The organism is Streptomyces sulphureus DSM 40104, assembly GCF_000381025.1.
GTDB classification, from domain to species: Bacteria; Actinomycetota; Actinomycetes; order Streptomycetales; family Streptomycetaceae; genus Streptomyces; species Streptomyces sulphureus.
This window is the reverse complement of sequence record NZ_KB905815.1, coordinates 548,250-572,160: the sequence shown is the minus strand read 5'-3', so window position 1 is coordinate 572,160 and position 23,911 is coordinate 548,250. Positions and strand designations below refer to the sequence as shown.

Genomic DNA, 23,911 nt, shown 5'->3' with positions numbered 1-23,911 from the left:
GGAACCTCCGGGGCGAGGAGCGCGGCGGCACGGGCCGCCCGTGGACCTGCATCTTCCTGTGGAGGCGCGGTCCCCGTCAACGGTTTCCCGACAGGTGGTCGGGAAACCCGTCGCGTACGCCGGCCTCACACCACCGTGAGCACCTCGGCGCCGGAGTCGGTGACCACCAGCGTGTGCTCGAACTGCGCGGTGTTCCTGCGGTCCTTGGTGACGACCGTCCAGCCGTCGTCCCACATTTCCCACTCGTGGGTGCCGAGGGTGAGCATCGGCTCGATGGTGAAGGTCATACCCGGCTCGATGACGGTGTCGGCGCGCGGGTCGTCGTAGTGCGGGATGACGAGCCCCGAGTGGAAGGAGGTGTTGATGCCGTGCCCGGTGAAGTCGCGGACGACGCCGTAGCCGAAGCGCTTGGCGTACGACTCGATGACCCGGCCGATCACGTTGATCCGTCGCCCCGGCTTCACCGCCTTGATGGCGCGGTTGAGCGCCTCGCGGGTCCGCTCGACGAGCAGCCGCGACTCCTCGTCGACGTCGCCGCAGAGGTAGGTGGCGTTGGTGTCGCCGTGCACGCCGCCGATGAAGGCGGTGACGTCGAGATTGACGATGTCACCCTCGCCGATGACCGTCGAGTCCGGGATGCCGTGGCAGATCACCTCGTTGAGTGAGGTGCACAGCGACTTGGGGAAGTGGCGGTAGCCGAGCGTCGACGGGTAGGCGCCGTGGTCGCACATGTAGGTGTGCGCCACCTCGTCCAGCCGGTCGGTGGGGACGCCTGGGGCGATGTGCTTCGCCGCCTCCTCCATGGCGCGGGCCGCGATGCCGCCGGCGATCCGCATCCGCTCGACGGTCTCGGAGTCCTGCACGGCGGGCCCGGTGTACGGCGCAGGTGCGTCCTTGTCGACGTACGCCGGGCGCGGGATGGACGAGGGCACACTCCGGCGGGGCGAGAGCGTGCCAGGGGTGAGGGGTGACTGTCCGGACATGCCGGCGAGTCTAGGCAGAGCCGCCGCCGCGTGGCACATCCGTGTGGGCGGCCGCTTGGTGTGCCCGGAGGCGGTGCGGGACGATGGCGGTATGGCGCTCTTCTCACGCAGGTCCAAGGGCCGGGGCAAGCCCGGCGAGTGGTACTACTGCCTCGAACACGGCAAGGTCGAGGAGGGCCCCGAGTGCCCGGCGAAGAACCGGCTCGGGCCCTACGCCAGCCGCGAAGAGGCCGGGCACGCACGGGAGATCGCCCAGGAGCGGAACGCCGAGTGGGAGAACGACCCCCGCTGGCAGGACGCTCCCGAGGGCGGCCCGGAGGGCGAGGAGGGAACGACGCGGTAGGCGCTACGGCGTGACCCGCACCCCGGGCGGGTCGAAGGACACCAGGGCGCGCATCCCGTCGCCCCAGCGCACCCGCACCTTCCCCGGCTCGGAGGGAAGCAGCGCGACGGTGCTGCGCGCTCCGGCGCCGGTGCTGAGCGAGGCGACGGCGGCGAAGAGGCCGCCGCCGTCCACGGTGCCGGAGAGGACGGGTACCCGCGCCCACCGCGTGAACGCGGTACCGGCCGGCGCCCGCACCCACTCGGAATCCGCGTCCGGCCACCCGGCGAGGCCCCGCAACTCGGAGCGGAGCGGCAGGTGTTCACCGTCCTCGCCGACCGCCCACCCGGTGAGCCGCACGGCGGTCCCCTCCGGCGCCCCGACGACCCGGTGGACGCGCAGCTCCTCGGCCCCACGGGCGAGGACGACGCTCTCCACCCGCAGCCCGGGCGCGTGCGGCGCCCCGGCGGGGAAGGCGGGCACGTGCCAGGAGGCGGCCCAGCCCCAGTCGTCCGCCGCGGCCCCGCCGAGCGGCCGTATGCGCGCCCGGGAGCTGTGGGCGCAGCCGGGGAGGGCGAGCGAGAAGTGGTTGTCGGGGAGGTTGCCCGCCGAAGTGGGGCCCGTGCGGGTCGAGTAGGAGAGGCGGGTGTAGAGGGGGTCGGCCGCGGCGGGCGTCTCGCCCTCGTGCGGCGGGAGCCGGTGGCTTCCGTGGTTGTGGAGGCGTACGAGCCCGTCCGCTGCGGTCGACTGGACGAGCAGCCCGGTGCCGCCGAGCGCCGCGACCCGGTCGCCGCGCTCGCTCGGCGCCGCCTCCTCGCGGGCCGTCCACAACGGGTGGTCCTCCGGCGCCAGGAGGGCGGCGAACGCCTTCGACGCCCAGTACGGGGAGGCGGGCCCCGAGTAGCGCTGGACGGTCGGTGGGTGCGGGCCGCGCCAACCGAGCGTGAGGAGGCCGTCGTTGTCGAGGGCGCCGCGGTCGAGGAAGTACCGTGCCGCGCCGCTCAGCAGGCGGCGCGACCTGCCGGGGGCGAGCGGCGTGTGCCCGGTGACCGCGCCGAGCGCGACGGCCGCTCCGGCGGCGAAGCGGTACGTGAGGGAGCGGCCGAAGTGGATCGGGGCGCCGTCGCCGCCGAAGAGGAGCGCCGCGTCCGCCAGGTGGGTGCGGAGCCGGGGCCCGTACGTGGCCGACAGGGCGGTGTCGCCTGTGAGTCGGGCGTCGAGCAGCGGGTAGAAGTGGAGCGCCCAGCCGTTGTAGTGGTCGTAGGCGGGGGCTTCCCCGTCGGTGTACCAGCCGTCGTGCCGGTACCAGCCGTCGAGGAGCTCCAGGGCGCGGGTGCGGGCGCGTGAAGTCTCCGCGTCGCCGCGTCCCGCGTCCTCGAGGAAGCCGGCGACGGTGAAGGGGAAGAGGTACCAGTTGTTGCCGGCCGGCGTGTGCCGCAGGGCGCCGCGCAGCCACTCCTCGGCGCGGTCCTGCACCCGCTCGTCGAGCCGGTCCCAGAGCCAGGGCCGGGTGAGCCGCAGTCCGAGGGCGACGGACGCGGACTCGACCATGGGCTGCCCCTGCACCGTGTGGTCGAGGACGAGCGGCCACGACTCGGCGTCGTCCCGGCCGGGCGTGCGGGTGCCGGCGGCGAGGCCCTCGGCGTAGCGGGGGAGGTGGCCGTGCGGGTCGGCGCCGTGCGCGCCCGCGACGCGGAAGGCGGCGGCGAGGAAGGTGCGCGCGTACCCCTCGAGACCGTCGGAGCGGACCCCGGAGACGGAGGCGGGGCCCGGCAGGTCGAGGAGGGCGCCGCGGGGGCTCGCCCAGCGCAGCGCCGAGCGGAGGAGGCCGTCGGCGAGCGCCTCCCAGTGCGCCCTCGTCCAGCCGGTGTACGGGCTCAACGCGCGGTCCTCGGTGGGGAGTCGGAGCGTCATGCCCGGACCGCCAGTGCCTCGCGCCCTACGGGGTGTGCGAACCCCTCGCCCGCCGCCCAGCGGGCGACTTCGTCGAGGGCCGCGTCCGCGAGGCGGTGCAGTTCGTTGCCGAGGGAGCCGGCGAGGTGCGGGGTGAGGAGGACGTGCTCGCACTCCCACAGCGGGTGGTCGGGCGGCAGGACCTCGGGCTCGGTGACGTCGAGGACGGCGCGTATCCGCCCGGCGAGGAGCGCTTCCGTGAGGGCCTCCTGGTCCACGACGCCGCCGCGTGCGGTGTTGATCAACGTGGCGTGCGGCGGCATGGCGGCGAGGAGCTCCGCGTCGACGAGCCCGCGGGTGGCCGGGAGCAGCGGGGCGTGGAGGCTCACCACGTCGCTGGCGGCGAAGAGTTGGGGGAGCGTCGCGAGGCGGGCGCCGATCGCCGCGGCCTCGTCGGCGTCGACGTACGGGTCGTGGAGGAGCACCTCCAGGTCGTGGGCGCCGAGCAGTTCCATCACCCGCCGTCCGACGAGTGAGGCGCTGACGATGCCCACGGTCCTGCGGTAGTTGCCGAGGTGCGGTTCCGGCCGCAGCGGCGTGCGGGAGCGCGCGGCGCGGTACTCGCGGGCCGCCTCGAGCACGCGCTTGTTGGCCTGGAGGATCGCGGCGAGCGTGTACTCGGCGACGGGGAGCGCGTTGGCCGCGGCCGCCGAGGAGACCTCGACGCCGCGCTCCCAGCAGGCCGTCGTGAGGTGGTGCCGCACGGTGCCCGCCGTGTGCACGACGGCGCGCAGCCGCGGCGCCGCGTCGAGCGCGGCTGCGTCGAGCGGGGGGCATCCCCAGCCCGTGACGAGGAGTTCGGCGTCGGCGAGGGCGCGGTGTGCGTGCTCGGTGGCGAAGTCGTCGAGCGGTGGACCCGGGGCGAGGCGGGTGAGGCGCGCGAGGCGGTCCCGGGCTTCGGGGCCGAGCAGGGCTGCGGCGGTGTCGTCGGACATCGCCAGGACGGCGCGGGGCGCGTCGGCCGGCGGGGAGGGGCGGCGTGCCGGGGGCATTTCTCTCCTGGGGCTCGGCGTGTGTACTCCCGGAGTGCTTCCCCGGAACAGCCCCGGGAAGACGCGGAGTCGGCACGCAGCGGGAAGCGCGGAAGGGCACGGGTGACCGCTCTCACCTGCCTCTCCACTGCACCGTCCCGCGCCGTCCCGGCGCCGGGTGGCAGGATCGCGACCATGACTTCATCCGATTCCCGCGCACAGCAGGCCGACTCCTCCTCGAAGCCCCGCAAGGACCCGTGGGAGCTCCCCGACGTCTCCGGGCTCACCGTCGGCGTGCTCGGCGGCACGGGCGACCAAGGGCGGGGCCTCGCCTACCGGTTGGCCCGGCAGGGGCAGCAGGTCGTCGTCGGCTCCCGGTCGGCGGAGCGGGCCGAGGGCGCCGCCGGCGAGCTGGGCCACGGGGTGCAGGGCGTCGACAACGCGGAGTGCGCCCGGCGGAGCGACGTCGTGATCGTGGCCGTCCCCTGGGAGGGGCACGCGGCGACGCTCGAGGCGCTCCGCGAGGAGCTGAGCGGGAAGCTCGTCGTCGACTGCGTCAACCCGCTCGGGTTCGACAAGAAGGGCGCCTATGCGCTCACGCCCGAGGAGGGCAGCGCCGCCGAGCAGGCTGCCGCACTGCTGCCCGACTCCCGGGTCACCGCCGCCTTCCACCATCTCTCGGCCGTGCTCCTCTCCGACCCCGAGGTGGCGGAGATCGAGACGGACGTGATGGTCCTCGGCGAGGTCCGCGCCGACTGCGAGGTCGTCCAGGCCCTCGCCAACCGCATCCCGGGCATGCGGGGCGTCTTCGCCGGGCGGCTGCGCAACGCGCACCAGGTGGAGTCGCTCGTCGCCAACCTGATCTCGGTCAACCGCCGCTACCGCGCGCACGCGGGCGTCCGGCTCACCGACATCTGACGGCCAACTCCCCGGCGCCGGGCGGCAGATGGTACGCGACACGGCGCGGCGCCGGAGGGAAACCCGTCAACTCCCCTCCGCATGCGCGATTGGCATGTGCCAGACCTCTTTCCTCCCTTACCTTCCGTACCAGGCCCCACACACGCGGCGACGAGCGCCGCACGCTGCCCGTCGTCCGGCGGCGCGGACCCTCCGGGGCGTGCAGGGGAAGCGCGGCGGAAGGGAGCAGCGGTGCCCGGTATCGACGAGGTCCTCGCCGAGGCGATGGAGATACCGGGCGTCCTCGGCGCCGGGCTCACCGACTGGACCAGCGGCCTCTCCCTCGGCTCCGCAGGACGCGCACCCCGCGGCGACCACGACGCCGTCGCTGCCGACACCACCGAGGTCGCCCAAGCCGTCGCGGTCAACACCACGTTCGGCGACGCGGCCGGCGGACACCCCCAGATAGAGGACGTCATCATCACGGCCGCGGGCGGCTACCACCTGCTCCGCTTCGTCGGCACCGCCTTCGACAGCCGCACCTGCCTGCACCTCTGGCTCGACCGCGAACGGGCCAACCTCGCCGTCGCCCGGCTCCGCCTCCGCGCCCTCGCCGCCGGGCTGGTCGCCGCGTGAGCCCCCGCGCGCTCCCCGCTGCCCGGCAGCCCGACGGCGAGAGCCGGTTACCCGGCGCCCCGCTCCTCCGGTACACCTCCGAGCGCGCCACCGGAGTCCTGCTCACCCCGCGCGGCCGCTTCTACCTCGACGCAGGCGAGATCGCGTGCGTCGAGGCGCCCGAGGTCCCCGGACTCGGGGCGCGCCTCAGCGGACACATATCGAGCGCGCGCTGGCAGGAGGCGGTGCGCGCCGCGGGAGGACGGGACGTCGGCGCCTTCCTGCTCGCCGAACGCCTCCTCGGCCGCGGCGAGTTGGAGCTCTGCCACCTCCAAGCGGTCCTCGACGCGGCGTACTGCGCGCTCCCGCGGCCCCACGAGCGGACCGAGTTCGTCCCCGACGTCGCCCACTGGCTCGGCGACGTCCGCGCGACGCCCGCGCCCGAGCTTCTCGCCGCCGTCGCCCGCCGCCGCGCCTGGCTGCGCCGACTCCTCCCGTGGCCCGACCCGGACACGACGCCCCTGCTGTCGCGTGCGTATTCGCCCGCCGCCGCACCGCGGGACCGCGCCCTCCTGGACGCGGCCGACGGCCGACGCACCCCCTACCAACTCGCCCACGGCCTGCGGGTGTCCGTCTGCGCCGTCCTCCTCCAGGCACGAAGCCTCCACACGGCCGGCCTCCTCGGCCCGGTACGCAGCGCGCCACGGCGTACCGCGCACCCCGCGTCCCCGGGACTGCCGCACCCGCGGCCCCCGCTCCCCGCCGCCGTCCACGAAGCCGCCGACCCCGAGATCTCCCTGCTGCTCCGGCTGCGCAACGCCTTGGAGGAACGACTGTGACCCGGCACCGCCAGCCGCCGGCCGACCCCGCGCAGCCATGAGGCAGCACGGACGCACCGGCCTCACGGGACCGCGCAGAAGGCTGCGCAAGAAGAGCACCGAGAGGAAACCCATGACCGTCGAACCGCAGATCGTCGCGGAGCTCCAGGAGCTGAGGGCCGAGGTGCGCCAGCTCCACGGCAGCCTCGTCGCCGGAGCCGACGGGCTCGTCGTCGCGCACGACCTCGCGGACCTCGACCCCGACGGGCTCGCCGCGCTCACCGCTGCGGCCGTCGGCCTGGCGACCCGCCTCACCGACGCGGCGGGCCGCGGCGGCTTCGAGGAGTCGCTCACCCGGGGCGAGCAGGGCTATGTCGCCGCCTACCGCGCCGGGCGCTCCGCCGTCGTCACCGCGATCGCCGGGGCCGGGACCAACGTCGGCCGCCTCCAGCTCTGTGCCCGCAGGACGGCCGAGCGGGTCGGCGCACTCGTCGACGAGTGACACACCACCAGCGCGCACAGGAAAGGTTCAGGAAGCCATGGCAAAGATGGACGCATCCCTCAACGAGGCGATGACGACGATCGAGGGCGCCACCGGAGTCGCCCTCGTCGACTACACGAGCGGTATGGCGCTCGCCACGCTCGGCGACAAGAAGGCGCTCGACCTCGACGTCGCGGCCGCGGGCAACACCGACGTCGTCAGAGCCAAACTCCGGACGATGGAGATGCTCGGCCTCCAAGGGGCGATCGAGGACATCCTCATCACCCTCACCGACCAGTACCACCTCATCCGCCCCACCACGGGGAAGAGCGGCAGCGGCCTCTTCCTCTACCTCGTGCTCGACCGCAGACGCGCCAATCTCGCCCTCGCCCGCCACCATCTCTCGCGGATCGAGGCCGACTTGGAGGTCTGACCGGCCGCGTGCCGCCGCACCGCCCGCCCGCGGCGGTGCGGTGCGGACGGCCGGAGGAGGGTGCCGGGCGGGGTGGGGGAGAATGGCCCCGTCACACAAGCATCCGGTGCGGGCACCGCCCGCCCCGTCCGTCTGGAGCGCCCGCCATGTCCGCCCTCACCGACCGCCTCCCCCGCGGCGGCCTCGCCCGCTACGCCTCCGTCCTGTGCCTGCTCGCGGTCGTCGCCGCCGTGGTCTCCTTCGCCAACGGAAGCTGGGTCGGCGTCCTGTGGGTGCTGCTCGCCGGGCTGACCTCCAACATGGCGTGGTACTACCACCGCCGCAGCCGCGCGGCGCGGACCGCCGAGGAAGCGCCCGCCGGCGAGTAGCGCCTCAGGGCACCAGCAGCGAGGCGCCGTCCGGCTCGCCCTGCCAGAACCTGAAGTACTCGAGGCCGAGGTAGCTCTCCAGGTCGGAGACGCCGAGGGAGCCGAGGAGGGTGTTGATGCCGTCCCAGAAGACGCCGTTCACCTCGGGAACCCACAGGCAGCCGAAGACGATCAGCAGCCCGAACGGCGCGAACGGCTCGAGCTGCCGCCGCACACCGGCGGGGAGCCAGGGTTCGACGACCCCGTACCCGTCGAGCCCCGGCACCGGCAGCAGGTTGAGCAGCGCAGCCGTGACCTGGAGCAGCGCGAGGAACGCCAGCGCACAGCGGAAGGCGACAGGCACGTCCCCCACCCCCTTGAGCCAGAACGGCGCCGTGAGCACCAGCGCGAGGAAGGCGTTGGTGAGCGGTCCGGCGAGCGAGATGAGACTGTGCCGCAGCCGTCCGGGGATGCGCCCCCTGTCGATGTAGACGGCGCCGCCCGGCAGCCCGATCCCGCCGAGGATGACGAAGAGGACGGGCAGGACGACGCTGAGCAGCGCGTGCGTGTACCGCATCGGGTTGAGCGTCAAGTAGCCCTTGGCGCCCACCGAGGTGTCGCCGGCGCGCAGCGCGATCCTCGCGTGCGCGTACTCGTGGAGCGAGAGCGAGACGACCCACCCGGAGACGACGAAGAAGAAGACCGCGACGCCCGTGACGCCCGCGATCCCGGCCCATGCGGCCCAGCCCGAGACGGCCATGATCCCCAGCAGGCCGAGGAAGACCGGGCTGATGCGGTGGTGCTCGGGATGGGTTGCGGTGCTGGTCATGGGGGCAGACGGTATCGGGAGCCGAGGGGCGCGCGGAACTCGGCACCGGTCGGCGCCCCGGTGTGTGGGGGCTCTTGCGGGTTGGCGCGGCAGGTCCCGTCTGCCGCCGGGAGATGGGGAATCGTGCAGCGTGCGGGGGAAGCGCGACGTGCGCCCGGTCTTGCGGGTCTTGTCCGGGGGACGGGGTGCCCGTATCCGTGCGTCGGGGTGCACGTGCCGGGGCGCGGGCAGGGCTACGGGCTTCCTCCGCCGGTACGGGCGGCCGTGCGCGGGCAGCGCTGCGTTTTCTGCTCTGTGTCGGGGTGCCGCCGTGTCCGGTGCCTGCCCCGTGTCCGGGGCGCGGGCAGCGCCGTCGGCTCGTTCGTCGGTGCACGCGCCCCGAACGTCGTAGCGCCGGCGCGGGCCCAACCCGGCCGTCCGGTACGGCCGTTGCGCGCGCCGGTGTGCGCGGCGTACTTCCCCGGCGTGCGGGGGCGACGGCGCGGGCCTAGCTTGGGAGGCGGCCGAGCACCTACGCCGACGCCGCGCGCCGGCGTCCACGAGCAGGGCGGACGGATGGAGAGCAGGCTGCTGCACCAGGCCGGGGGACTGCGTACCTACGTCCTCCTGCTGGACAAGGGCGAGGAGGCGGTCACGTCGATCGCCTCCTTCGCCGCCGACAACCACCTCGCGGGCGCCGCGGTCCGCGCGGCCGGAGGCTGCCGCGAGGTACGTCTCGGCTACTACGAGCCCGTGCTCTCGCGGTACCGCCACAGCCACTTCAGCGGGCAGCACGAGGTCCTCGCCCTCATCGGCGACATCGTCGACAACGGAGGCAGGTCCGAACTCCACGCGCGCGCCGTCCTCGGCCGCAAGGACTCCACGACGCTCGGCGGCCACCTGGAACGCCTCATCGTCTTCCCCAAACTGGAGGCGGTGCTCACCGAGACCCCCGCGCACCTCCACCGCGCCGTGGACCCGGAGACCGGTATGGCGTTCATCGCACCCGGCGAGATGTGACGAGGGCCTCGCGCACCCGGTCAGCGGAGGACTTCGAACGCCCAGTAGTCGGCGGGGCCCTCGGAGGTGTAGGCGAGGTCCCTCCGGCGCTCCACCACCTGCAACTCGCCTTCTGCCGCCAGGCGTTCGGTCACGGCGACGAAGTCGGTCCCGTCGAGGTAGTCCCGGAAGGTGCTCACCAGCACCAGGCCGCCGGGCGCCGTCACACGCAGCAGCGAGCGCAGCCCCTCGGGGGAGACGTGGCCGAGCGTGAAGACGCCGCAGGACGCGGTGACGTCGTAGGAGTTGTCCTCGTACTCGACCAGCCCCGCGTTGAGGTCCACGCCACCGGCGAGCGCACGGTACGCGCCCGTCGTCCGGGCCTGCTCCACCATCGCCCCGCTCAGATCGAACCCGTCGACGGTTGCGCCCTTCTCCCTGAGCACCACACCGGCGAGCCCGGTCCCGCAGCCGGCGTCGAGCACCGTGGTGCCCTCGCGCTGGAGCCAGCGGTACGAGCCGGTCAGAGCCGCATACAGCTCGCCGATGTTCCGGGGGCCCTGGTAGCCCGACTCGCTCAGGTCCGCGTCGTAGGACGCCGCCCAGTCGCCGTAGTACTCGGCGATGCGCCCGACGTCCCCCTCGAGCCGGTGCGCCTGCTGAACGGACTCCTGGCTCTTCGCCACCTGGTCTCTCCCTTCGCTCCCCGCGTCGCTGCCGGCGCTTCGCGGGCTCGTGGTTTCCAAGCCGCTACCCATGGGGGGCGGGGGGACGCGGGATGAGGGGTGAGGGTGGGGAGAGACACATTGAAGTGAGGGATCGAGGATTGATTTAGGCGGCTTGTGGGTTGATGGGGGATTTTCGAGTGATGAGGCGTGACGTGGCATTTTTGGTGTTCGCCGTCTCGGTTTGTGTAGTCCTCGAAGCGGGCTGCTGCGGGATGTCCGGACGGCTGGTCGAAGACGGTGCGGTAGTTGGTTGCTTCCGGGGGCCCGGCTGAGGGGCGGTGGCCGCCGAGCGCGACGGGCGGCCGCTCCCTCACCGACGCGGTCCGCCACCGCCGACCGGTCTCGATCCGGTCCACCGGCCGCGAAGGACGGTGACCTTGCGCCGCCACGGGACGGTCGAGCAGATCCGCGCCCCTTCCCGCCGGCATCGCGCGCGTGGAGGAGCACGAGTCCGCGGCAGGCCGGACCGGGCGGCTGAGCGCTGGTTGCGCGTCGGCCCACGCACGGAGCGACACGACTGGCTGCCTGCCGTACTCGCCGCGCTCGACTGCCCGTTCGTCATTGACTGCCCCGACGCACTGCGCGACCTCGTCGCCGGGATTCGCTGGTCGCCTGGGGCCTGTGCTCGCCGGGTTGCGTGGCAGGGGTGATGTTGTGATGGGGCAAGGTCAACGAGGGTGTATGGGCGGTAGGTTGCGGGCCTGGATGTATGCGGGGGCGAGTCGGCGTGTGTGGCTGAGTGCGACTCGCTGATCTGTTGGGAGCGGGTGCGAGGTGAAGCAGAATTCGGTTACTGGCTCGTAGGAGTGCAGGTCGGGAAGTGTGATCCCCGCGCATGCGGGGGTGGTCCGACGCTATGGGTGCACGAGTCGGCCGCGCTAGCGTGGTCCCCGCGCATGCGGGGGTGGTGCCTCGGCCGCTATCTGCTCGATCTCGGCTACGTTGTGGTCCCCGCGCATGCGGGGGTGGTCCTCTTCTTCCACAGGGACTTGAAGAGCGCGGCAAGTGGTCCTCGCGCATGCGGGGGTGGTCCCGCAGGGCTACGGCGTGACGCTGAACGGGATACGTGGTCCCCGCGCATGCGGGGGTGGTCCCCCGCGCGTGCGGGGATGGCCGTCCCACCAGGTCGCACAGTGCGGCGAGAGCGACGTGATTCCCGTGCATGCAGGGGACCGGCCCAATTCCCGTAGGAAACCGAGCAGAAGGCGCCCCGCCCCGAGCCCGCACCCAGCGCTGTCGAACCGTCAACCCCAGCCGCTCACTTGACGCAATCCGACGGACAGCCCGAGTATCCGGGTGGACGCACCACGTGCGCGGAACCCCTCGTTCGGAAGGCTGTCGGACCGGCAGCAGCCGATGGATTCGCTGGCGGGGTGAGGGAACGTTGTCCTCCGCTTTCTGTTGCGCTCACCTGGGCACTCTCCCGCCGTCGGCGTCCCGTGCGGGGAGAGGGGCTGGCACGATGGAGCGGTGCAGTACACCTTTCGCGTCCTGGGGAGTACCAGGGTTCATCGCCCCGACGGCACCGAGATGCCGCTCGGTGGTGCGCGGCTGCGTGCACTGCTCACCGTGCTCGCGGTGGCCGGCGGGCGAGCGGTGCGTACGGGGGAGCTCGTGGCGGAGGTCTGGGGCGCGGGGGAGGACCCGCCTGCTGATGCTCCGGCCGCGGTGCAGGCGCTCGTCGGACGGTTGCGGCGGGTGCTGGGGTGGGAGGCGGTCGTGCGCGAGGCGGGCGGGTACCGGCTGGCGGCCGAACGGGACGACGTCGACCTCCACCGCTTCGAGCGCCTCGCGGCGGAGGGCGCCGGCGCCCTCAAGGACGGCGACCCGGAGAAGGCCGCCGGCCTCCTCGTGGACGCACTGGCGCTGTGGCGCGGCGAACCGCTCGCCGACCTCCCCGGCGGCGGCTCCTCGTCCGAAGCCCGGTCCGCCCGTACCCGTCTCCTCGTGGCCCGACGGCACCTCCTGGAGGCCGAACTCGCCCTCGGTCGTGCGGAGTCGATCCTTCCCGCTGCCCGTGAGCTCGCCACCGACCACCCGCTCGACGAACCCGTGCAGGCTCTCTACCTGCGCGCCCTGCGGGACGCCGGCCGACAGGCCGAGGCCCTCGCCGCATACGAGGCGATCCGCACCGTGCTCGTCGAGCGGTTGGGGGCCGACCCGGGACCCGAACTCCGCGCACTTCATGCCGAGTTGCTCCGTCACCCCGCCGGTGCGATCGGGTCGTCGGACGTGGGTGACCGCCCCGCCGACGCAAGTCAGCCGCCGCACGTGAGCGGCCGCCGTGCCGATGAGAGACGAGCGCCGGACGGCGAAAGCGACTTCGTCGGCCGGGATAGCCGTCCCGCGGCGGCGGACGGACCGTCGGGCGACGAGGGCCACCCCGTCGACGCGTGCGAGCCGCCGCGCGCGAACGGCCGCCCTGCTGCCGCAACTCAGTCGCCGCACGTGGGCGATCACCCTGTCGACGCCGGCCAATCGTCGGACGGCGAGGGGCACTCCGCCGGCCGGGGCAGCCGCCCCGGCGCGGCACACGGACCGTCGCACGACGGGAAACACCCCACCGACGCAAGCGCCCCCACCGACGTGAGCAAGCCGCCGCACACGAACGGCCGCCCCACCGACGCAAGCGCTCCGCCGCACACGAACGGCCGCCCCGCCGACGCAAGCCAACCGCCGCCCGTCCGAGCCGCCCCTGCCGGCACCAGCCGTCCGGAAACGGCGAACTCCCCCTCAAGCAACGGCAGCCACCCCACCGACGCGAGCCACCGCCCACCCGCGCACACCCACCCCACCGACGCGGGCAACCGCCACGAACCCGAGAACGCACCGCAAGGCGCCCCCCAACGCCCCGTCGACGCGAGTGAGCCCCCGAGTCGTCGTGCGGGGCTCTCCGGGCCCGCCGCTCTTCGTGTTGCCAGGCGGTCGGGCAATCTGCGGGCACGGCTGACCTCGTTCGTCGGGCGGGAGGAGGAAGTGGCTGCGTTGGGGCGGGAGTTGGCCGCTGCGCGGCTCGTCACGCTCACGGGGCCCGGTGGGGCGGGGAAGACGCGGCTTTCGCAGGAGGCGGCGGAGTCGGTGTGCCCGGAGGCAGCCCTGGCGGGCGCGGGTGGTACGGCGGCGACGCCCTCGCCCTCGCCCTCGCCCTCGCCCGCGGACGGGGCCCGGTGGCCGGACGGTGTCTGGGTCGCCGAGCTCGCTCCCGTGCGCGAGGCCGCGACCGTCCCCGAGGCGGTCCTCACCGCGCTCGGGGGGCGCGAGACGCAGATCCGCGGGAGCGTCGCGGCGGAGGGGTTGCGGGCTGCGGAGCAGGCGACCGACGCGCTGACGCAGCTCGCCGAGCGGTGCGCGCCGCGGACCATGCTGCTCGTCCTCGACAACTGCGAGCATGTGATCGACGCGGCGGCCGAGTTGGTGGAGCGGCTGCTCGTCGAGTGCCCGGGCGTGACGGTCCTGGCGACGAGTAGGGAGCCGCTGGGCGTGCCGGGTGAGGTGGTCCGCCCGCTGCTGCCGCTTCCGGACGCCTCGGCGCTGCGGCTCCTCGCCGATCGCGGTGCCGCGGCACGTCCGGGCTTCGACCTCGCCGAGGACCCCGAGGCGTGCGCGGAGATCTGCCGCCGCCTCGACGGCCTGCCGCTCGCGATCGAACTCGCCGCCGCACGGCTGCGCTCGCTCACGCCCCGCCAGCTCGCCGACCGGCTCGACGACCGCTTCCGCCTCCTCACCAGCGGCAGCCGCACCGTGCTGCCCCGGCAGCAGACGCTGCGCGCCGTCGTCGACTGGTCGTGGGAGCTCCTCGCCGACGAGGAACGCGCAGTCCTGCGGCGGCTCTCGGTCTTCTCCGGCGGAAGCACGCTCGCCCGCGCCGAGGAGGTGTGCGGGGGAACGGGCGAGCACGACGTCGACTCGGCCGACGTGCCGGCGCTGCTCGCCTCGCTCGTCGACAAGTCACTGGTCATCCCCGAACTCGCCACGGGCGACGACGAGACGCGGTACCGGCTCCTGGAGACCGTCGGCGAGTACGCCGCCGAGCGGCTCGACGAGGCGGGCGAGCGCGCCGCGACCGAACGCCGGCACCTCGTCGCGTTCCGGGAGGCGGCACGGGCGGCTGACCGACTGCTGCGAGGACCGCAACAGCGGCGTGCACTCGACGAGTTGGAGAGCGACCACGACAACGTCAGGACGGCGCTCGCCCGCGCCATCGGCGCGGGGGACGAGGAGGAGGCGCTCTGCCTCACCCTGTCGATGATCTGGTTCTGGCGGCTGCGCAACCACTCGACCGACGCCTGCGCCTGGGCCCGGGCGACGGCCGACCTCGGCCCCGACCCGTTCGCCGCACCCGTCGTCCCCGCCGCAGACGTGTCCGAGCCCGTCAACTCCCCGCCGCCGCTCGGTCCGGAGCTGCTCCAGGAGGCCCGCCGCGCCGTCCGGCTGATGACGCTCGCCGACGAGGACGCGCCCTCCCGCGCCGAGACTGCGGAGTTCCAGGAGGCGCTCGCGCGCGTCGTCGCGACGTACGAGCCGGGGCAACCGCAGGTCTGTCGGCTGCCCGGGATGATGTGGATCTTCGCCTGGGTGTTGTCGGGACGGGTCGCCGAGCTCTCCGAGGTCCTCGACGCCACGATCGAGCGGTGCCGGGAGCGCGGTGACGACTGGCATCTCGCCTTCGCCCTGCACATGCGGGCAAGGATGGCCAACGAGCAGCCGGGAGGGACGGAGCAGGCGGTACGGGACTCCGAGGAGTGCCTCGCACTCTTCGTCGCCGAGGGGGACGCCTGGGGTGTGGCCGAGGCCCGCTCGGGCCGCGGTGAAGTGCGCAACCTTCGCGGTGAGTACGTCGCGGCGGCGGAGGACTTCCGCGCGGCGATAGAGTGTGCGCAGCGCCTCGGTATCGAGGGTCAACTCCCCAACTTCCGCTCACGGTTGGGCGCCGCGCTGATCGAGACGGGCGACCCGGACGACGTGGCCGAGGGCGCGGCCCTGCTCTGCGACGCCTTGGACGAAAGCAGCAGGTCGCACGGCGACGACTGGCACTTCATCGGCGTGCAGTACGCCATCTATCTGCTCCGCTTCGGTCCCGTGGAAGAAGCCGTCGCACTGCTGACGACGATGGAGGAGGAGCTGCGCAGCCGACCTTCCGCCGTCTTCCGCGGCATGGTGCAGACCCTGCTCGCCTGGGGCTACGCCGCGTCGGGCCAGCACGCGCGGGCTCTGGTGACGCTGCGGGACGCGCTGCCGAACATCCGCGGCGCCTTCGCCGAACTCATCAGTCCCAGCCTCGGTGCCAACCAGCTCCCTATCGCCGCCTGGTCGCACGCAGCGCTCGGTGATCCCGAACTCGCCGCCCGCCTCCTCGGCGCCTACGCCCGGGAGCTGCCCGGGCTCCTCCACCTGCCGGCACCCTCCGAGCCCGGCAGGGAAGCGGTACGGCGCACCGCCGAGGCCACGGCCCGGAAGGCCCTGCGCGCCGCGATGGGCCACGAGGAGGGCGACGCAGCCTTCGAGGCGGCGTTCGTGCAGGGGCGGGAGCTGAGCCTCGCGGAGGCGACGGAGCTCATCTGAGATCCGTCGCCTCCTCCGCTGTCCCGGTCAACCGCTCCTGGGCTCCCTACCGTTGAAGGCGCGGGCAGCAGCCCGGCACGGCCGTGCACCGACTCCGCCCCGCCCGGACCCCCGCCGTCCGACGGTGCGAGCCCCGGAGCGAAGGTGCCGCGCCGGGGGCCGAGCCCGTCAGACCTTCTTGCGGAACTTCGAGATCGCCAACGGCGCCGTGACGAGCGTCAGGCCGGCCGACCACACGATCGTCCAGAGGACGGGGGAGCCGACCGCGCCCTGCCCGAGCACCAGTCCCCGGGATGCGTCCGCGAGTTGGGTCAGTGGGTTGACGTCGGTGAACGACTCCAGCCAGCCGGGCATCGTGTCCGTCGGGACGAAGATCGAGGAACCGAACTGGAGCGGCATCAGCACCAGGAAGGAGACACCCTGGACCGCCTGGGCCGTCCGCACGGTGAGCCCCAGGAGCATGAAGATCCACAGCAGCGACGCACCGAAGAGCACGGTGAGTCCGATCCCGCCGAGCAGTCCGAGCCACCGCCCCTCCACGTCGAATCCCACGAGGAAACCGACGGCGAGGAGCACCACGATGGAGATGAGCATCCTGGCGATCTCCACCATGATCTTGGCGAGGAGCACCGAGGAGCGGGCGATCGGCATGGAGCGGAAGCGGTCCATGACGCCCTTGCGGAAGTCCTCGTTGATGCCGGTGCCGACCGCCATGGCGATGTTCATGCTCATCATCGCCATCATGCCGGGGACCAGGTAGTTGGTGTAGCCGTCCCGGTCGCCGCCGGCTCCGATGGCTCCGCCGAAGACGTAGACGAAGAGCAGGGTGAAGATGATGGGCATCAGGAGCACGTCCATCATCGACTCCGGGTCCTGCTTGATCTGCAGGGCGTTCCGCCGGACCAGGGCGCCGATGTGCCGGAGGTTGGCGCGGAGTCCGATCCGGCCGTCGTCGGTGGGCGACGGCGGAGCCTGGCGCGGCACGGGTACCGGCTCCTTCGGCTCCGTCCGGGTCTGTACTGTCTCGGTGCTCATGCGGCGACCTCCTCGGGCGCGGACTCCTGGTGCGTGGCCTTCTGGCCGGTGAGCGCGAGGAACACCTCGTCCAGGCTGGGCAGATGGGTGCCGAGGTCGGTGAGCGCGAAGCCGCGCGTGCCGAGGAGCGCGACGACCTCGGTGAGTTGCTCGTCGCTGAGGATGGGGACGCTGACGATTCCGGCCTCCTCGTCAGCCGAGGCGCCTCCCACGCCGTCCAACTGGGCCTCGGCCAGCGCGCCGGCGATGCGGTGGAGGTCGCCGTGGTCGGTGGGGCGGATCTCCATGGTGCGGCCGCCGACCTTCGCCTTCAGCTCGGGCACCCGTCCCTCCGCGATCACCTTGCCGCGGTCGATCACCGTGAGTTCGTCGGCGAGCTGCTCGGCCTCCTCCATGTACTGGGTGGTGAGGAGGACGGTGTTGCCCTCGGCGACGATCGACTGCACCTCTTCCCAGACCTCGTTGCGGGTGCGGGGGTCGAGACCTGTGGTCGGCTCGTCGAGGTAGAGGACACGGGGGCGGCCGATCATCGAGGCGGCGAGGTCGAGCCTGCGGCGCATGCCGCCCGAGTACTTGCTGGCGGGGCGCTTCGCCGCCTCGGTGAGCGAGAACCGCTCCAGCAGTTCGTCGGCGCGTCGCCGGGCCTCCGGGCGCGGGAGGTCGAGGAGCCGGGCGATCATGTAGAGGTTCTCGCGGCCGGAGAGCTTCTCGTCGACGGAGGCGTACTGGCCGGTGAGGCCGATGGTGCGGCGCAGTTGGCGGGGCTGGCGCACCACGTCGTAACCGGCGACCGTGGCCGTGCCCGCGTCGGGCTGGAGGAGGGTCGAGAGCATGCGGACCAAGGTGGTCTTGCCCGCGCCGTTGGGGCCGAGGACGCCCAGGACGGTGCCCTCGTCGACGTCCAGGTCGATGCCGTCGACCGCCTTGGTTTCCCCGAAGTGTTTGACCAGGCCGCGTACCTCGACGGCGTGGGAGCCGCGGCCCGGTCCGGTGGTGTGCTGTCGCGTCATGCCATCAAAGATGTCAGCGACCACCGACAGACGACCGACAGTTCACCTACAGGCGTAGAGCGGTTCTGTCGGTCATCTGTCGGTCACCTGTCCTTGGCCTGTCGACCGCCGCGCCTACGAGAAGGTGTGCTCGGCCGCGGGGAAGGCCCCGCCCGCGACCTCGGCACCGTACTCCCGCGCCGCCTGCCCCAGGACGTCCCGAAGTTGCGCGTACTGCTTGGTGAACCGCGGGACCCGTCCGCCGGTGAGGCCGGCCATGTCCGTCCAGACGAGCACCTGCGCGTCGCAGTCGGGGCCCGCGCCGATGCCGACGGTGGGGATGTGCAGGGAGCGCGTCGCCTCGCCGGCGACCTCGGCGGGGACCATCTCCAGCACCACGGCGAAGGCGCCCGCGTCCTGCACGGCCTTGGCGTCCCGCAGGAGCTGCTGCGCCGCCTCCTCCCCGCGGCCCTGCACGCGGTAGCCCATCGCGTGGACCGACTGCGGAGTCAGCCCGATGTGCGCCATCACCGGAATCCCGGACTCCACCAGCAGCGCGACCTGCTCGGCCGACCGCTCCCCGCCCTCCAGCTTCACCGCGCCGACGCCGGCCTCCTTCACCAGTCGCGTCGCGTTCCGCAGCGCCTGCACCGAACCCTCCTGGTAGGCGCCGAACGGCAGGTCGGCCACGACGAGCGCGCGCTGCGTCCCGCGCACGACGGCAGCGGAGAGCATCGCGATCTCGTCCATCGTCACGGGCACGGTGGTCTCGTAGCCGAGGTGGCAGTTGCCCATGGAATCGCCGACGAGGAGCACGGGGATGCCGGCCTCGTCGAAGACGGAGGCGGTCATCGCGTCGTAGGCGGTGAGCATCGGCCACTTCTCGCCGCGCTCCTTGGCGACGGCGACGTCGCGCACGGTGTTGCGGCGGCTGCGGGTGCCGCCGTAAAGCGCGGGGCGCTCGCGCGACGGGGGTGCGGAGGCAGAGGTGTGCTGTGGGTGCGTCATGACGCCGGCTCCTGTGTTGTCGTCTCGAGGCGCCCTGACGGCGTCCCCGGATGCGGCCCGCGCTCGGCGGCGGAGGAGCCTCGGGTGCCTGTGCCAGCCGTCCGCCTGCCGCCCCGGGCGGGGCTGCGGTACGGCGATGCACCGTCGGCGGCCCCTTCGGAGTCGAGGTCGGCCGCTGCCATGCTGACACGCGGTGAGCCCGGACGGAAGTCCGGTGCGACGGCCGCCGGACCCCTCGGAGATGCGCGTTCCGTCACCGCGGAGGAAGATCACGCGAGAAGCGGAACCTCACGACGGTGCGGCACGTCGTTCACGGTGTATGCCGATCCAGGCGTACGGGAACGTTGGGGCGAACCGGTGGATGGCGACCGTGTCGACGGCCCCGCACCGCATCAGTGGAGTCCGGAGCGCCCGGTTCGTCGGGGCTTTCCGTGTGCGGCGGTGGTTTCCGTTTCGCCCTGGTTCGGCGAAGATCGGCAGACGCGAACAGGCAGGCGAGGACGGCGGATGGCACGTGCGTACATGGTCCAGGCAGGCGGCGAGGCCGACCGGTCGGCCTCGAGCGGCGGCGGACGCATGAGCCGGCTGCGGGGCAGGTGGCGCAGCCCGGGGATCTGGCGGCGCGGCCTGGTGCCCGCGGTGGTCGCCGTGCTCCTCGCGCTCGCCTTCTTCTGGCACGCACGCATCCCCAACGCCATCGGCAACCTCGGCTCGCTGTGGGAGACGTTCCTGCCGTGGGGCGGCCTCCTCGTCCCCGTGCTCTTCGTCTGGGCCCTGCTGCGGCGCTCGGCGACCGCGCTCGCGGCGCTCGTCCTCCCCGTCGTCGCCTGGGTCGGGCTCTTCGGCGGCCTCGTCGGGGGAGGTTCGGGCGCCGGAGGGGACGTCACGGTGGCGACGCACAACGTCGATGCGGAGAACCTCGACCCCGCGGGGACCGTACGCAGCCTCGCCGCCTCCGGTGCCGACGTCCTCGCGCTGGAGGAGGTGTCGGACGCCCGTGCCGACGCGTACGAGAAGGGGTTGCGCAGCGCCTACCCGCACCACAAGCTCATCGGCACCGTCGGCCTGTGGAGCAAGTACCCGATGACGGACGTCCGCGAGGTCGACATCGAGATGGGGTGGCCGCGGGCGCTCCGCGCCACCGTCCACACGCCGCAGGGCAAGCTCGCCGTCTATGCGGCCCATCTCCCCTCGGTGCGCGTGGAGTTCAGGTCCGGATTCACGGCGGGGCAGCGGGACGGCAGCGCACAGGCGCTCGGCAGGGCGATCTCCCACGAGAAGGCGGGCAGGGTCGTCCTCCTCGGCGACCTCAACGGCACGATGAACGACCGCGCGCTCGCCCCCATCACCTCGCAGATGCGCTCGGCGCAGGGCGCGGCGGGCGACGGGTTCGGCTTCAGTTGGCCCGCCGCCTTCCCGATGGCGAGGATCGACCAGATCATGGTCAAGGGCGTCGAGCCCGAATCCGCGTGGACCCTGGACGCGGCGGGGAGCGACCACCTGCCGATCGCCGCGAGCATCACCCTCTGACGGTACCGACGCGCCTGCTCAGCCCAGGAGTTGGTCGATGCCGGACTTGAGCTCTCGCGGTGTCCTGCCCTGCTCCCGCACGAGGTGGTGGACGAGCGAGGGCGCGAGCGGGGCGAGGAGCAGGTGGGCGAGGAGCGGTGCGTCGCTGCCCGGGCGGACCTCGGCGAGGAGCGCGGCGACGTGAGTGTGCATCGTGCGGTACGGGGCGCCGGCGTAGCGCGCGCCTGGTGAGGCGGCCTCGGCGGCGAGCAGCAGCGGTTGCTGCTCGACGGTGTGGTCGACGACGGCATGGAGGAAGGCGCGGAGCCGCTTCTCGGGGGGAGCGTCGGGGCCGAGCGGGGGCGGGCCGCTGAGGAACGCCTCCTGCAATTGCCGCTCCCGCTCGTCGAGGAGTGCGAGCAGCAACTGCGCGACGCTGCCGAACCGGCGGTATACGGTGCCGACGCCGGTCCCGGTCGCGCGCGCGACGGCGTTCATGGTGACGGCGTCGGGGCCCTGCTCGGCGACGATGCGCGAGGCGGCGTCGAGGAGGCGGCGGCGGTTGCGTGCGGCGTCGGCGCGTTCGGCGGACCTGCCGTCGGCCTGCGGCAGTTCGCGACGGGGGCCGCTGCCGGGCGCTGCCGGGCCGTCTCCCGTCACTGCCTTCCTCCTGTGCTGCTCGTCCGCCGCCGCTCGGGCCTGCCCGCCGTGCCGTGGCGCCCGGGGAGCATAGCCGAGGGGCGGTCTCGCGCCCTGACGGACTCCCTCGTGCCCCGTCGCCGCTTTCTTACCGCTGTGATAACTACCTGGTCTTGAGGGGAAGTTGGGCGCAACCGGCAGGACGCACGGCGGCGCTTGCCAAAGCGGATGGCTATCCGCTTCAATGGTTGAAACGGAAACAACTTCCGTACCGTCCGCTCTGTCCCGTCACGGAGGATCGCCATGGCCCCCAAGGTCGCCGTCATCTACTACTCGGCCACCGGAAACGTCCACCGGCTCGCCCAGGCCGTCGCCGAGGGCGCGGAGAAGACCGGCGCCGAGGTGCGCCTGCGCCGGGTGCCCGAACTGGCGCCGGAGTCCGCGATCGACTCCAACCCCGACTGGCGCGCGCACGCCGACGCCACGAAGGACATCGAGCTGGCGACCCTCGACGACCTGGAGTGGGCCGACGCCTACGCGTTCGGCACGCCCACGCGCTACGGCAACGTCGCCGCGCAGCTCAAGCAGTTCCTCGACGGCACGGGCGGCATGTGGGGGCGGGGCGCCTTCGTCGACAAGCCGGTCACCGGGTTCGTCAGCGCCGCCAACAGGCACGGCGGCAACGAGTCGACGCTGCTCGCGCTCTACAACACCATGCACCACTGGGGCTCGCTCATCGTCTCGCCCGGCTACAGCGACCCGTTGATCTTCGCCGCCGGCGGCAACCCCTACGGCACCTCCCACCCCTCGGGCGGCGGCGCCCCCGAGGAGGAGACCCTCACCGCGGCCCGCTACCAGGGCCAGCGGCTCGCGACGATCACCGCGCGCCTCCTCGGCGACGCCCCCGCCTGACGGTGCACGCGCTCGGGTCCGGTGCGCACCGGACCCGAGCGCCGGTCAGCCCGCCGAACCCGCCCTTCCCCGCCACCTGTTGGTGATGGGCAGCCGACGGTCCTTGCCGAACCCCTTCGAGGAGATCTTGGTCCCCGGCGGGTACTGCCGCCGCTTGTACTCGGCGGCGTCGGTCATCCCCAGGACCTTCTCGACCACCCCGCGGTCGAAGCCGCGCGCGACGATCTCGGAGCGGTCCTCGTCGTGGTCGACGTAGAGCGCGAGGATGCGGTCGAGCACGTCGTAGTCGGGGAGCGTGTCGGTGTCCACCTGGCCCGGGCGCAGTTCGGCGCTGGGCGGCTTGGTCAGCGTGTTCTCGGGGATCGGCGGCGTCTGGCCCCGCTCGGCCGCGATGCGGTTCCGCCAGTGCGCGAGCGCGAAGACGGTGGTCTTGTAGACGTCCTTGATCGGGCCGTACGCGCCCACCGCGTCGCCGTAGAGGGTCGAATACCCCACCGCCAGCTCGGACTTGTTGCCGGGCGCGAGGACGATGTGCCCCTCCTGGTTGGAGACGGCCATCAGCGCGGTGCCCCGCAGCCGCGCCTGGAGGTTCTCCTCCGCCGTGCCCGTGAGGCCGAGCGACTCCATGTATGCGTCGAACATCGGGCCGATCGGTACGGAGCGGTAGTGGAGCCCCGTGCGTTCGGCGAGGGCCGCGGCGTCGGAACGGGAGTGCTCGGAGGAGTAGCGGGACGGCATGGAGATGCCGTGCACGTTCTCGGGGCCGACGGCGTCGCAGGCGAGCGCCGCCGTCAGCGCCGAGTCGATGCCGCCGGAGAGGCCGATGAGCACCGAGCGGAAGCCGTTCTTCGCGACGTAGGCGCGCAGCCCGACGACGAGCGCGGTGTAGATCTCCTCCTCCTCGTCGAGCCGCGGGGCCTGTGCGCCGACGACCTCGGGCTCGCGCGCGGGCAGCGGCTCGGCCGAGAGGGTGCGGTGCGCGATCCGCAGCCCGTCGTCGACGGTGCCCGAGGGCGGCTCGGGCGCGGCTGCGGGGAGGTCGAGGTCGAGGACGACGCAGCCCTGCTCGAACTGCGGGGCTCTGGCGAGGACTTCGCCCTCGCGGTCGCAGACGAGGGAGTCGCCGTCGAAGACGAGCTCGTCCTGGCCGCCGATCATCGCGAGGTACGCGGTGGTGCAGCCCGCCTCCTGCGCGCGCTTGCGCACCAGCTCCAGGCGGGTGTCGTCCTTGTCCCGCTCGTACGGCGAGGCGTTGACGGAGAGCAGCAGCCCCGCGCCGGCCTCGCGGGCCGCCGGGACCCTGCCGCCTTCCTGCCAGAGGTCCTCGCAGATGGCGAGGGCCACGTCGACGCCGTGCACCCGGACCATCGGCAGCGTGTGACCGGAAACGAAGTACCGGAACTCGTCGAAGACGCCGTAGTTGGGGAGATGGTGCTTGGCGAAGGCGAGGACGGGCTCGCCGCGGTGGAGGACGGCGGCGGCGTTCTGCGGGGCGCCGACGGGCTGCCCGAGGCGGTAGGTGGTCTCCTCGCTGCGGTCGAGGTACCCGACGACGACGGGGGTCTCGCCGAGGCCCTCCTCCGCGAGCCGCCTGGCGAGCGCGACGAGCGCGGAGCGGCTCGCCTCGACGAACGAGGCGCGCAGCGCGAGATCCTCGACCGGGTAGCCGGTCAGCATCATCTCGGGGAACGCGACGAGGTGCGCCCCCTGCGCGACGGAGTGCCGGGTCCAGTGCAGCACCGACTCGGTGTTGCCTTCGAGGTCGCCGACGGTCGCGTCGATCTGGTTCAGGGCGAGTCGTAGATGAGCCACGTCCTCCAGTGTAAGCGTCGGCCCTCCGTCTAATCGTCGGGCTGACGCGATCCCCGGCGCAGGCGGGGCACGCCGGCCGGGAGGGCGTGC

Annotated in this window: 21 protein-coding genes and 1 CRISPR repeat array; of the genes, 11 read left to right on the top strand and 10 right to left on the bottom strand. The window is 73.1% G+C overall.

The annotated features are described in order from the left end of the window. Positions 1-125 precede the first annotated feature (125 nt). Positions 126-983 carry a type I methionyl aminopeptidase gene (map, locus tag F603_RS0110545; protein ID WP_026328309.1) on the bottom strand — a complete coding sequence of 286 codons (858 nt, stop codon included), beginning with the start codon at positions 981-983 and terminating at the stop codon, positions 126-128. 91 nt (positions 984-1,074) lie between these two features. Between map and F603_RS0110540 the strand changes: the two genes are divergently transcribed. Next, a complete protein-coding gene (locus tag F603_RS0110540) occupies positions 1,075-1,326 on the top strand; it encodes a hypothetical protein (RefSeq protein WP_019545977.1) in 252 nt (83 codons plus the stop codon). Positions 1,327-1,329: 3 nt separating this feature from the next. Here F603_RS0110540 and F603_RS0110535 read toward each other — a convergent pair whose 3' ends face one another. Together F603_RS0110535 and F603_RS0110530 are read right to left on the bottom strand one after the other, a co-directional pair. Then, on the bottom strand, positions 1,330-3,219 hold the full coding sequence (locus F603_RS0110535) for a DUF2264 domain-containing protein (protein ID WP_019545976.1): 1,890 nt from the start codon (positions 3,217-3,219) through the stop codon (positions 1,330-1,332). Next, positions 3,216-4,250 carry a hydroxyacid dehydrogenase gene (locus F603_RS0110530; protein ID WP_019545975.1) on the bottom strand — a complete coding sequence of 345 codons (1,035 nt, stop codon included), beginning with the start codon at positions 4,248-4,250 and terminating at the stop codon, positions 3,216-3,218. Before F603_RS0110530 ends, F603_RS0110535 begins: the two co-directional genes overlap by 4 nt. Positions 4,251-4,424: 174 nt before the next feature. Here F603_RS0110530 and npdG point away from each other — a divergent pair, with 174 nt between their 5' ends. The 6 genes from npdG to F603_RS0110500 all read left to right on the top strand — a co-directional run bounded on the left by npdG (position 4,425) and on the right by F603_RS0110500 (position 7,841). Next, positions 4,425-5,147, top strand: a complete 723-nt coding sequence (gene npdG, locus F603_RS0110525; protein ID WP_019545974.1) for an NADPH-dependent F420 reductase — start codon at positions 4,425-4,427, stop codon at positions 5,145-5,147. 231 nt (positions 5,148-5,378) lie between these two features. Next, complete coding sequence (locus F603_RS0110520; RefSeq protein ID WP_019545973.1) at positions 5,379-5,762, top strand: hypothetical protein; 384 nt, start codon at positions 5,379-5,381, stop codon at positions 5,760-5,762. After that, a complete protein-coding gene (locus F603_RS0110515) occupies positions 5,759-6,580 on the top strand; it encodes a hypothetical protein (RefSeq protein WP_019545972.1) in 822 nt (273 codons plus the stop codon). The genes F603_RS0110520 and F603_RS0110515 overlap by 4 nt, the downstream gene beginning before the upstream one ends. A 112-nt stretch (positions 6,581-6,692) precedes the next feature. Then, positions 6,693-7,061: a roadblock/LC7 domain-containing protein gene (locus tag F603_RS0110510; protein ID WP_019545971.1), complete on the top strand. Its 369-nt coding sequence runs from the start codon at positions 6,693-6,695 to the stop codon at positions 7,059-7,061. A 37-nt stretch (positions 7,062-7,098) separates the two neighbouring features. Beyond that, the gene (locus F603_RS0110505; RefSeq protein ID WP_026328308.1) at positions 7,099-7,473 is read left to right on the top strand and encodes a roadblock/LC7 domain-containing protein; all 375 of its coding nucleotides are present in this window, start codon (positions 7,099-7,101) and stop codon (positions 7,471-7,473) included. Between the two features lie 146 nt (positions 7,474-7,619). Then, positions 7,620-7,841 carry a hypothetical protein gene (locus F603_RS0110500; RefSeq protein WP_019545969.1) on the top strand — a complete coding sequence of 74 codons (222 nt, stop codon included), beginning with the start codon at positions 7,620-7,622 and terminating at the stop codon, positions 7,839-7,841. A gap of 4 nt (positions 7,842-7,845) precedes the next feature. Here the strand turns inward: F603_RS0110500 and F603_RS0110495 are convergent, their stop codons facing one another. Next, positions 7,846-8,649: a site-2 protease family protein gene (locus F603_RS0110495; RefSeq protein ID WP_019545968.1), complete on the bottom strand. Its 804-nt coding sequence runs from the start codon at positions 8,647-8,649 to the stop codon at positions 7,846-7,848. A 555-nt stretch (positions 8,650-9,204) separates the two neighbouring features. Here F603_RS0110495 and F603_RS0110490 point away from each other — a divergent pair. Continuing rightward, positions 9,205-9,648, top strand: a complete 444-nt coding sequence (locus tag F603_RS0110490) for a PPC domain-containing DNA-binding protein (RefSeq protein ID WP_019545967.1) — start codon at positions 9,205-9,207, stop codon at positions 9,646-9,648. A 20-nt stretch (positions 9,649-9,668) separates the two neighbouring features. Here the strand turns inward: F603_RS0110490 and F603_RS0110485 are convergent, their stop codons facing one another. Beyond that, a complete protein-coding gene (locus tag F603_RS0110485; protein ID WP_019545966.1) occupies positions 9,669-10,313 on the bottom strand; it encodes a class I SAM-dependent DNA methyltransferase in 645 nt (214 codons plus the stop codon). 864 nt (positions 10,314-11,177) lie between these two features. Beyond that, a CRISPR array of direct repeats spans positions 11,178-11,447; the repeat unit is 26 nt; unit sequence GTGGTCCCCGCGCATGCGGGGGTGGT. Positions 11,448-11,885: 438 nt separating this feature from the next. Between F603_RS0110485 and F603_RS0110480 the strand changes: the two genes are divergently transcribed. After that, on the top strand, positions 11,886-15,917 hold the full coding sequence (locus F603_RS0110480) for an AfsR/SARP family transcriptional regulator (protein ID WP_019545965.1): 4,032 nt from the start codon (positions 11,886-11,888) through the stop codon (positions 15,915-15,917). Positions 15,918-16,085: 168 nt separating this feature from the next. Here F603_RS0110480 and F603_RS0110475 read toward each other — a convergent pair whose 3' ends face one another. The 3 genes from F603_RS0110475 to panB form a co-directional block, all read right to left on the bottom strand. Further along, positions 16,086-16,952 carry an ABC transporter permease gene (locus F603_RS0110475; RefSeq protein ID WP_019545964.1) on the bottom strand — a complete coding sequence of 289 codons (867 nt, stop codon included), beginning with the start codon at positions 16,950-16,952 and terminating at the stop codon, positions 16,086-16,088. After that, positions 16,949-17,962, bottom strand: coding sequence for an ATP-binding cassette domain-containing protein (locus F603_RS0110470; RefSeq protein ID WP_019545963.1), 1,014 nt, complete (start codon positions 17,960-17,962; stop codon positions 16,949-16,951). The genes F603_RS0110475 and F603_RS0110470 overlap by 4 nt, the downstream gene beginning before the upstream one ends. A gap of 114 nt (positions 17,963-18,076) precedes the next feature. Further along, positions 18,077-18,949, bottom strand: a complete 873-nt coding sequence (gene panB / locus F603_RS0110465) for a 3-methyl-2-oxobutanoate hydroxymethyltransferase (RefSeq protein WP_019545962.1) — start codon at positions 18,947-18,949, stop codon at positions 18,077-18,079. 576 nt (positions 18,950-19,525) lie between these two features. On the opposite strand from panB, the gene F603_RS0110460 reads away from it, so the two are divergent. Then, positions 19,526-20,479, top strand: coding sequence for an endonuclease/exonuclease/phosphatase family protein (locus F603_RS0110460; RefSeq protein WP_425426967.1), 954 nt, complete (start codon positions 19,526-19,528; stop codon positions 20,477-20,479). A gap of 18 nt (positions 20,480-20,497) precedes the next feature. On the opposite strand, the gene F603_RS0110455 is transcribed toward F603_RS0110460, so the two are convergent. Then, entirely contained in the window at positions 20,498-21,118 is a 621-nt protein-coding gene (locus F603_RS0110455) for a TetR family transcriptional regulator (protein ID WP_019545960.1), read from the bottom strand. A gap of 282 nt (positions 21,119-21,400) precedes the next feature. On the opposite strand from F603_RS0110455, the gene wrbA reads away from it, so the two are divergent. Further along, the gene (gene wrbA / locus F603_RS0110450; RefSeq protein WP_019545959.1) at positions 21,401-22,009 is read left to right on the top strand and encodes an NAD(P)H:quinone oxidoreductase type IV; all 609 of its coding nucleotides are present in this window, start codon (positions 21,401-21,403) and stop codon (positions 22,007-22,009) included. Positions 22,010-22,054: 45 nt separating this feature from the next. Here the strand turns inward: wrbA and F603_RS0110445 are convergent, their stop codons facing one another. Then, complete coding sequence (locus F603_RS0110445) at positions 22,055-23,821, bottom strand: NAD+ synthase (RefSeq protein ID WP_019545958.1); 1,767 nt, start codon at positions 23,819-23,821, stop codon at positions 22,055-22,057. Positions 23,822-23,911: the final 90 nt, after the last annotated feature.

What these genes read in the sequence shown, in the direction of transcription:
- map (WP_026328309.1), bottom strand. Translation starts at nt 983, where the DNA reads ATGTCCGGACAGTCACCCCTCACCCCTGGCACGCTCTCGCCCCGCCGG.
- F603_RS0110540 (WP_019545977.1), top strand. Translation starts at nt 1,075, where the DNA reads ATGGCGCTCTTCTCACGCAGGTCCAAGGGCCGGGGCAAGCCCGGCGAG.
- F603_RS0110535 (WP_019545976.1), bottom strand. Translation starts at nt 3,219, where the DNA reads ATGACGCTCCGACTCCCCACCGAGGACCGCGCGTTGAGCCCGTACACC.
- F603_RS0110530 (WP_019545975.1), bottom strand. Translation starts at nt 4,250, where the DNA reads ATGCCCCCGGCACGCCGCCCCTCCCCGCCGGCCGACGCGCCCCGCGCC.
- npdG (WP_019545974.1), top strand. Translation starts at nt 4,425, where the DNA reads ATGACTTCATCCGATTCCCGCGCACAGCAGGCCGACTCCTCCTCGAAG.
- F603_RS0110510 (WP_019545971.1), top strand. Translation starts at nt 6,693, where the DNA reads ATGACCGTCGAACCGCAGATCGTCGCGGAGCTCCAGGAGCTGAGGGCC.
- F603_RS0110505 (WP_026328308.1), top strand. Translation starts at nt 7,099, where the DNA reads ATGGCAAAGATGGACGCATCCCTCAACGAGGCGATGACGACGATCGAG.
- F603_RS0110500 (WP_019545969.1), top strand. Translation starts at nt 7,620, where the DNA reads ATGTCCGCCCTCACCGACCGCCTCCCCCGCGGCGGCCTCGCCCGCTAC.
- F603_RS0110495 (WP_019545968.1), bottom strand. Translation starts at nt 8,649, where the DNA reads ATGACCAGCACCGCAACCCATCCCGAGCACCACCGCATCAGCCCGGTC.
- F603_RS0110490 (WP_019545967.1), top strand. Translation starts at nt 9,205, where the DNA reads ATGGAGAGCAGGCTGCTGCACCAGGCCGGGGGACTGCGTACCTACGTC.
- F603_RS0110480 (WP_019545965.1), top strand. Translation starts at nt 11,886, where the DNA reads ATGCCGCTCGGTGGTGCGCGGCTGCGTGCACTGCTCACCGTGCTCGCG.
- F603_RS0110475 (WP_019545964.1), bottom strand. Translation starts at nt 16,952, where the DNA reads ATGAGCACCGAGACAGTACAGACCCGGACGGAGCCGAAGGAGCCGGTA.
- F603_RS0110470 (WP_019545963.1), bottom strand. Translation starts at nt 17,962, where the DNA reads ATGACGCGACAGCACACCACCGGACCGGGCCGCGGCTCCCACGCCGTC.
- panB (WP_019545962.1), bottom strand. Translation starts at nt 18,949, where the DNA reads ATGACGCACCCACAGCACACCTCTGCCTCCGCACCCCCGTCGCGCGAG.
- F603_RS0110460 (WP_425426967.1), top strand. Translation starts at nt 19,526, where the DNA reads ATGAGCCGGCTGCGGGGCAGGTGGCGCAGCCCGGGGATCTGGCGGCGC.
- wrbA (WP_019545959.1), top strand. Translation starts at nt 21,401, where the DNA reads ATGGCCCCCAAGGTCGCCGTCATCTACTACTCGGCCACCGGAAACGTC.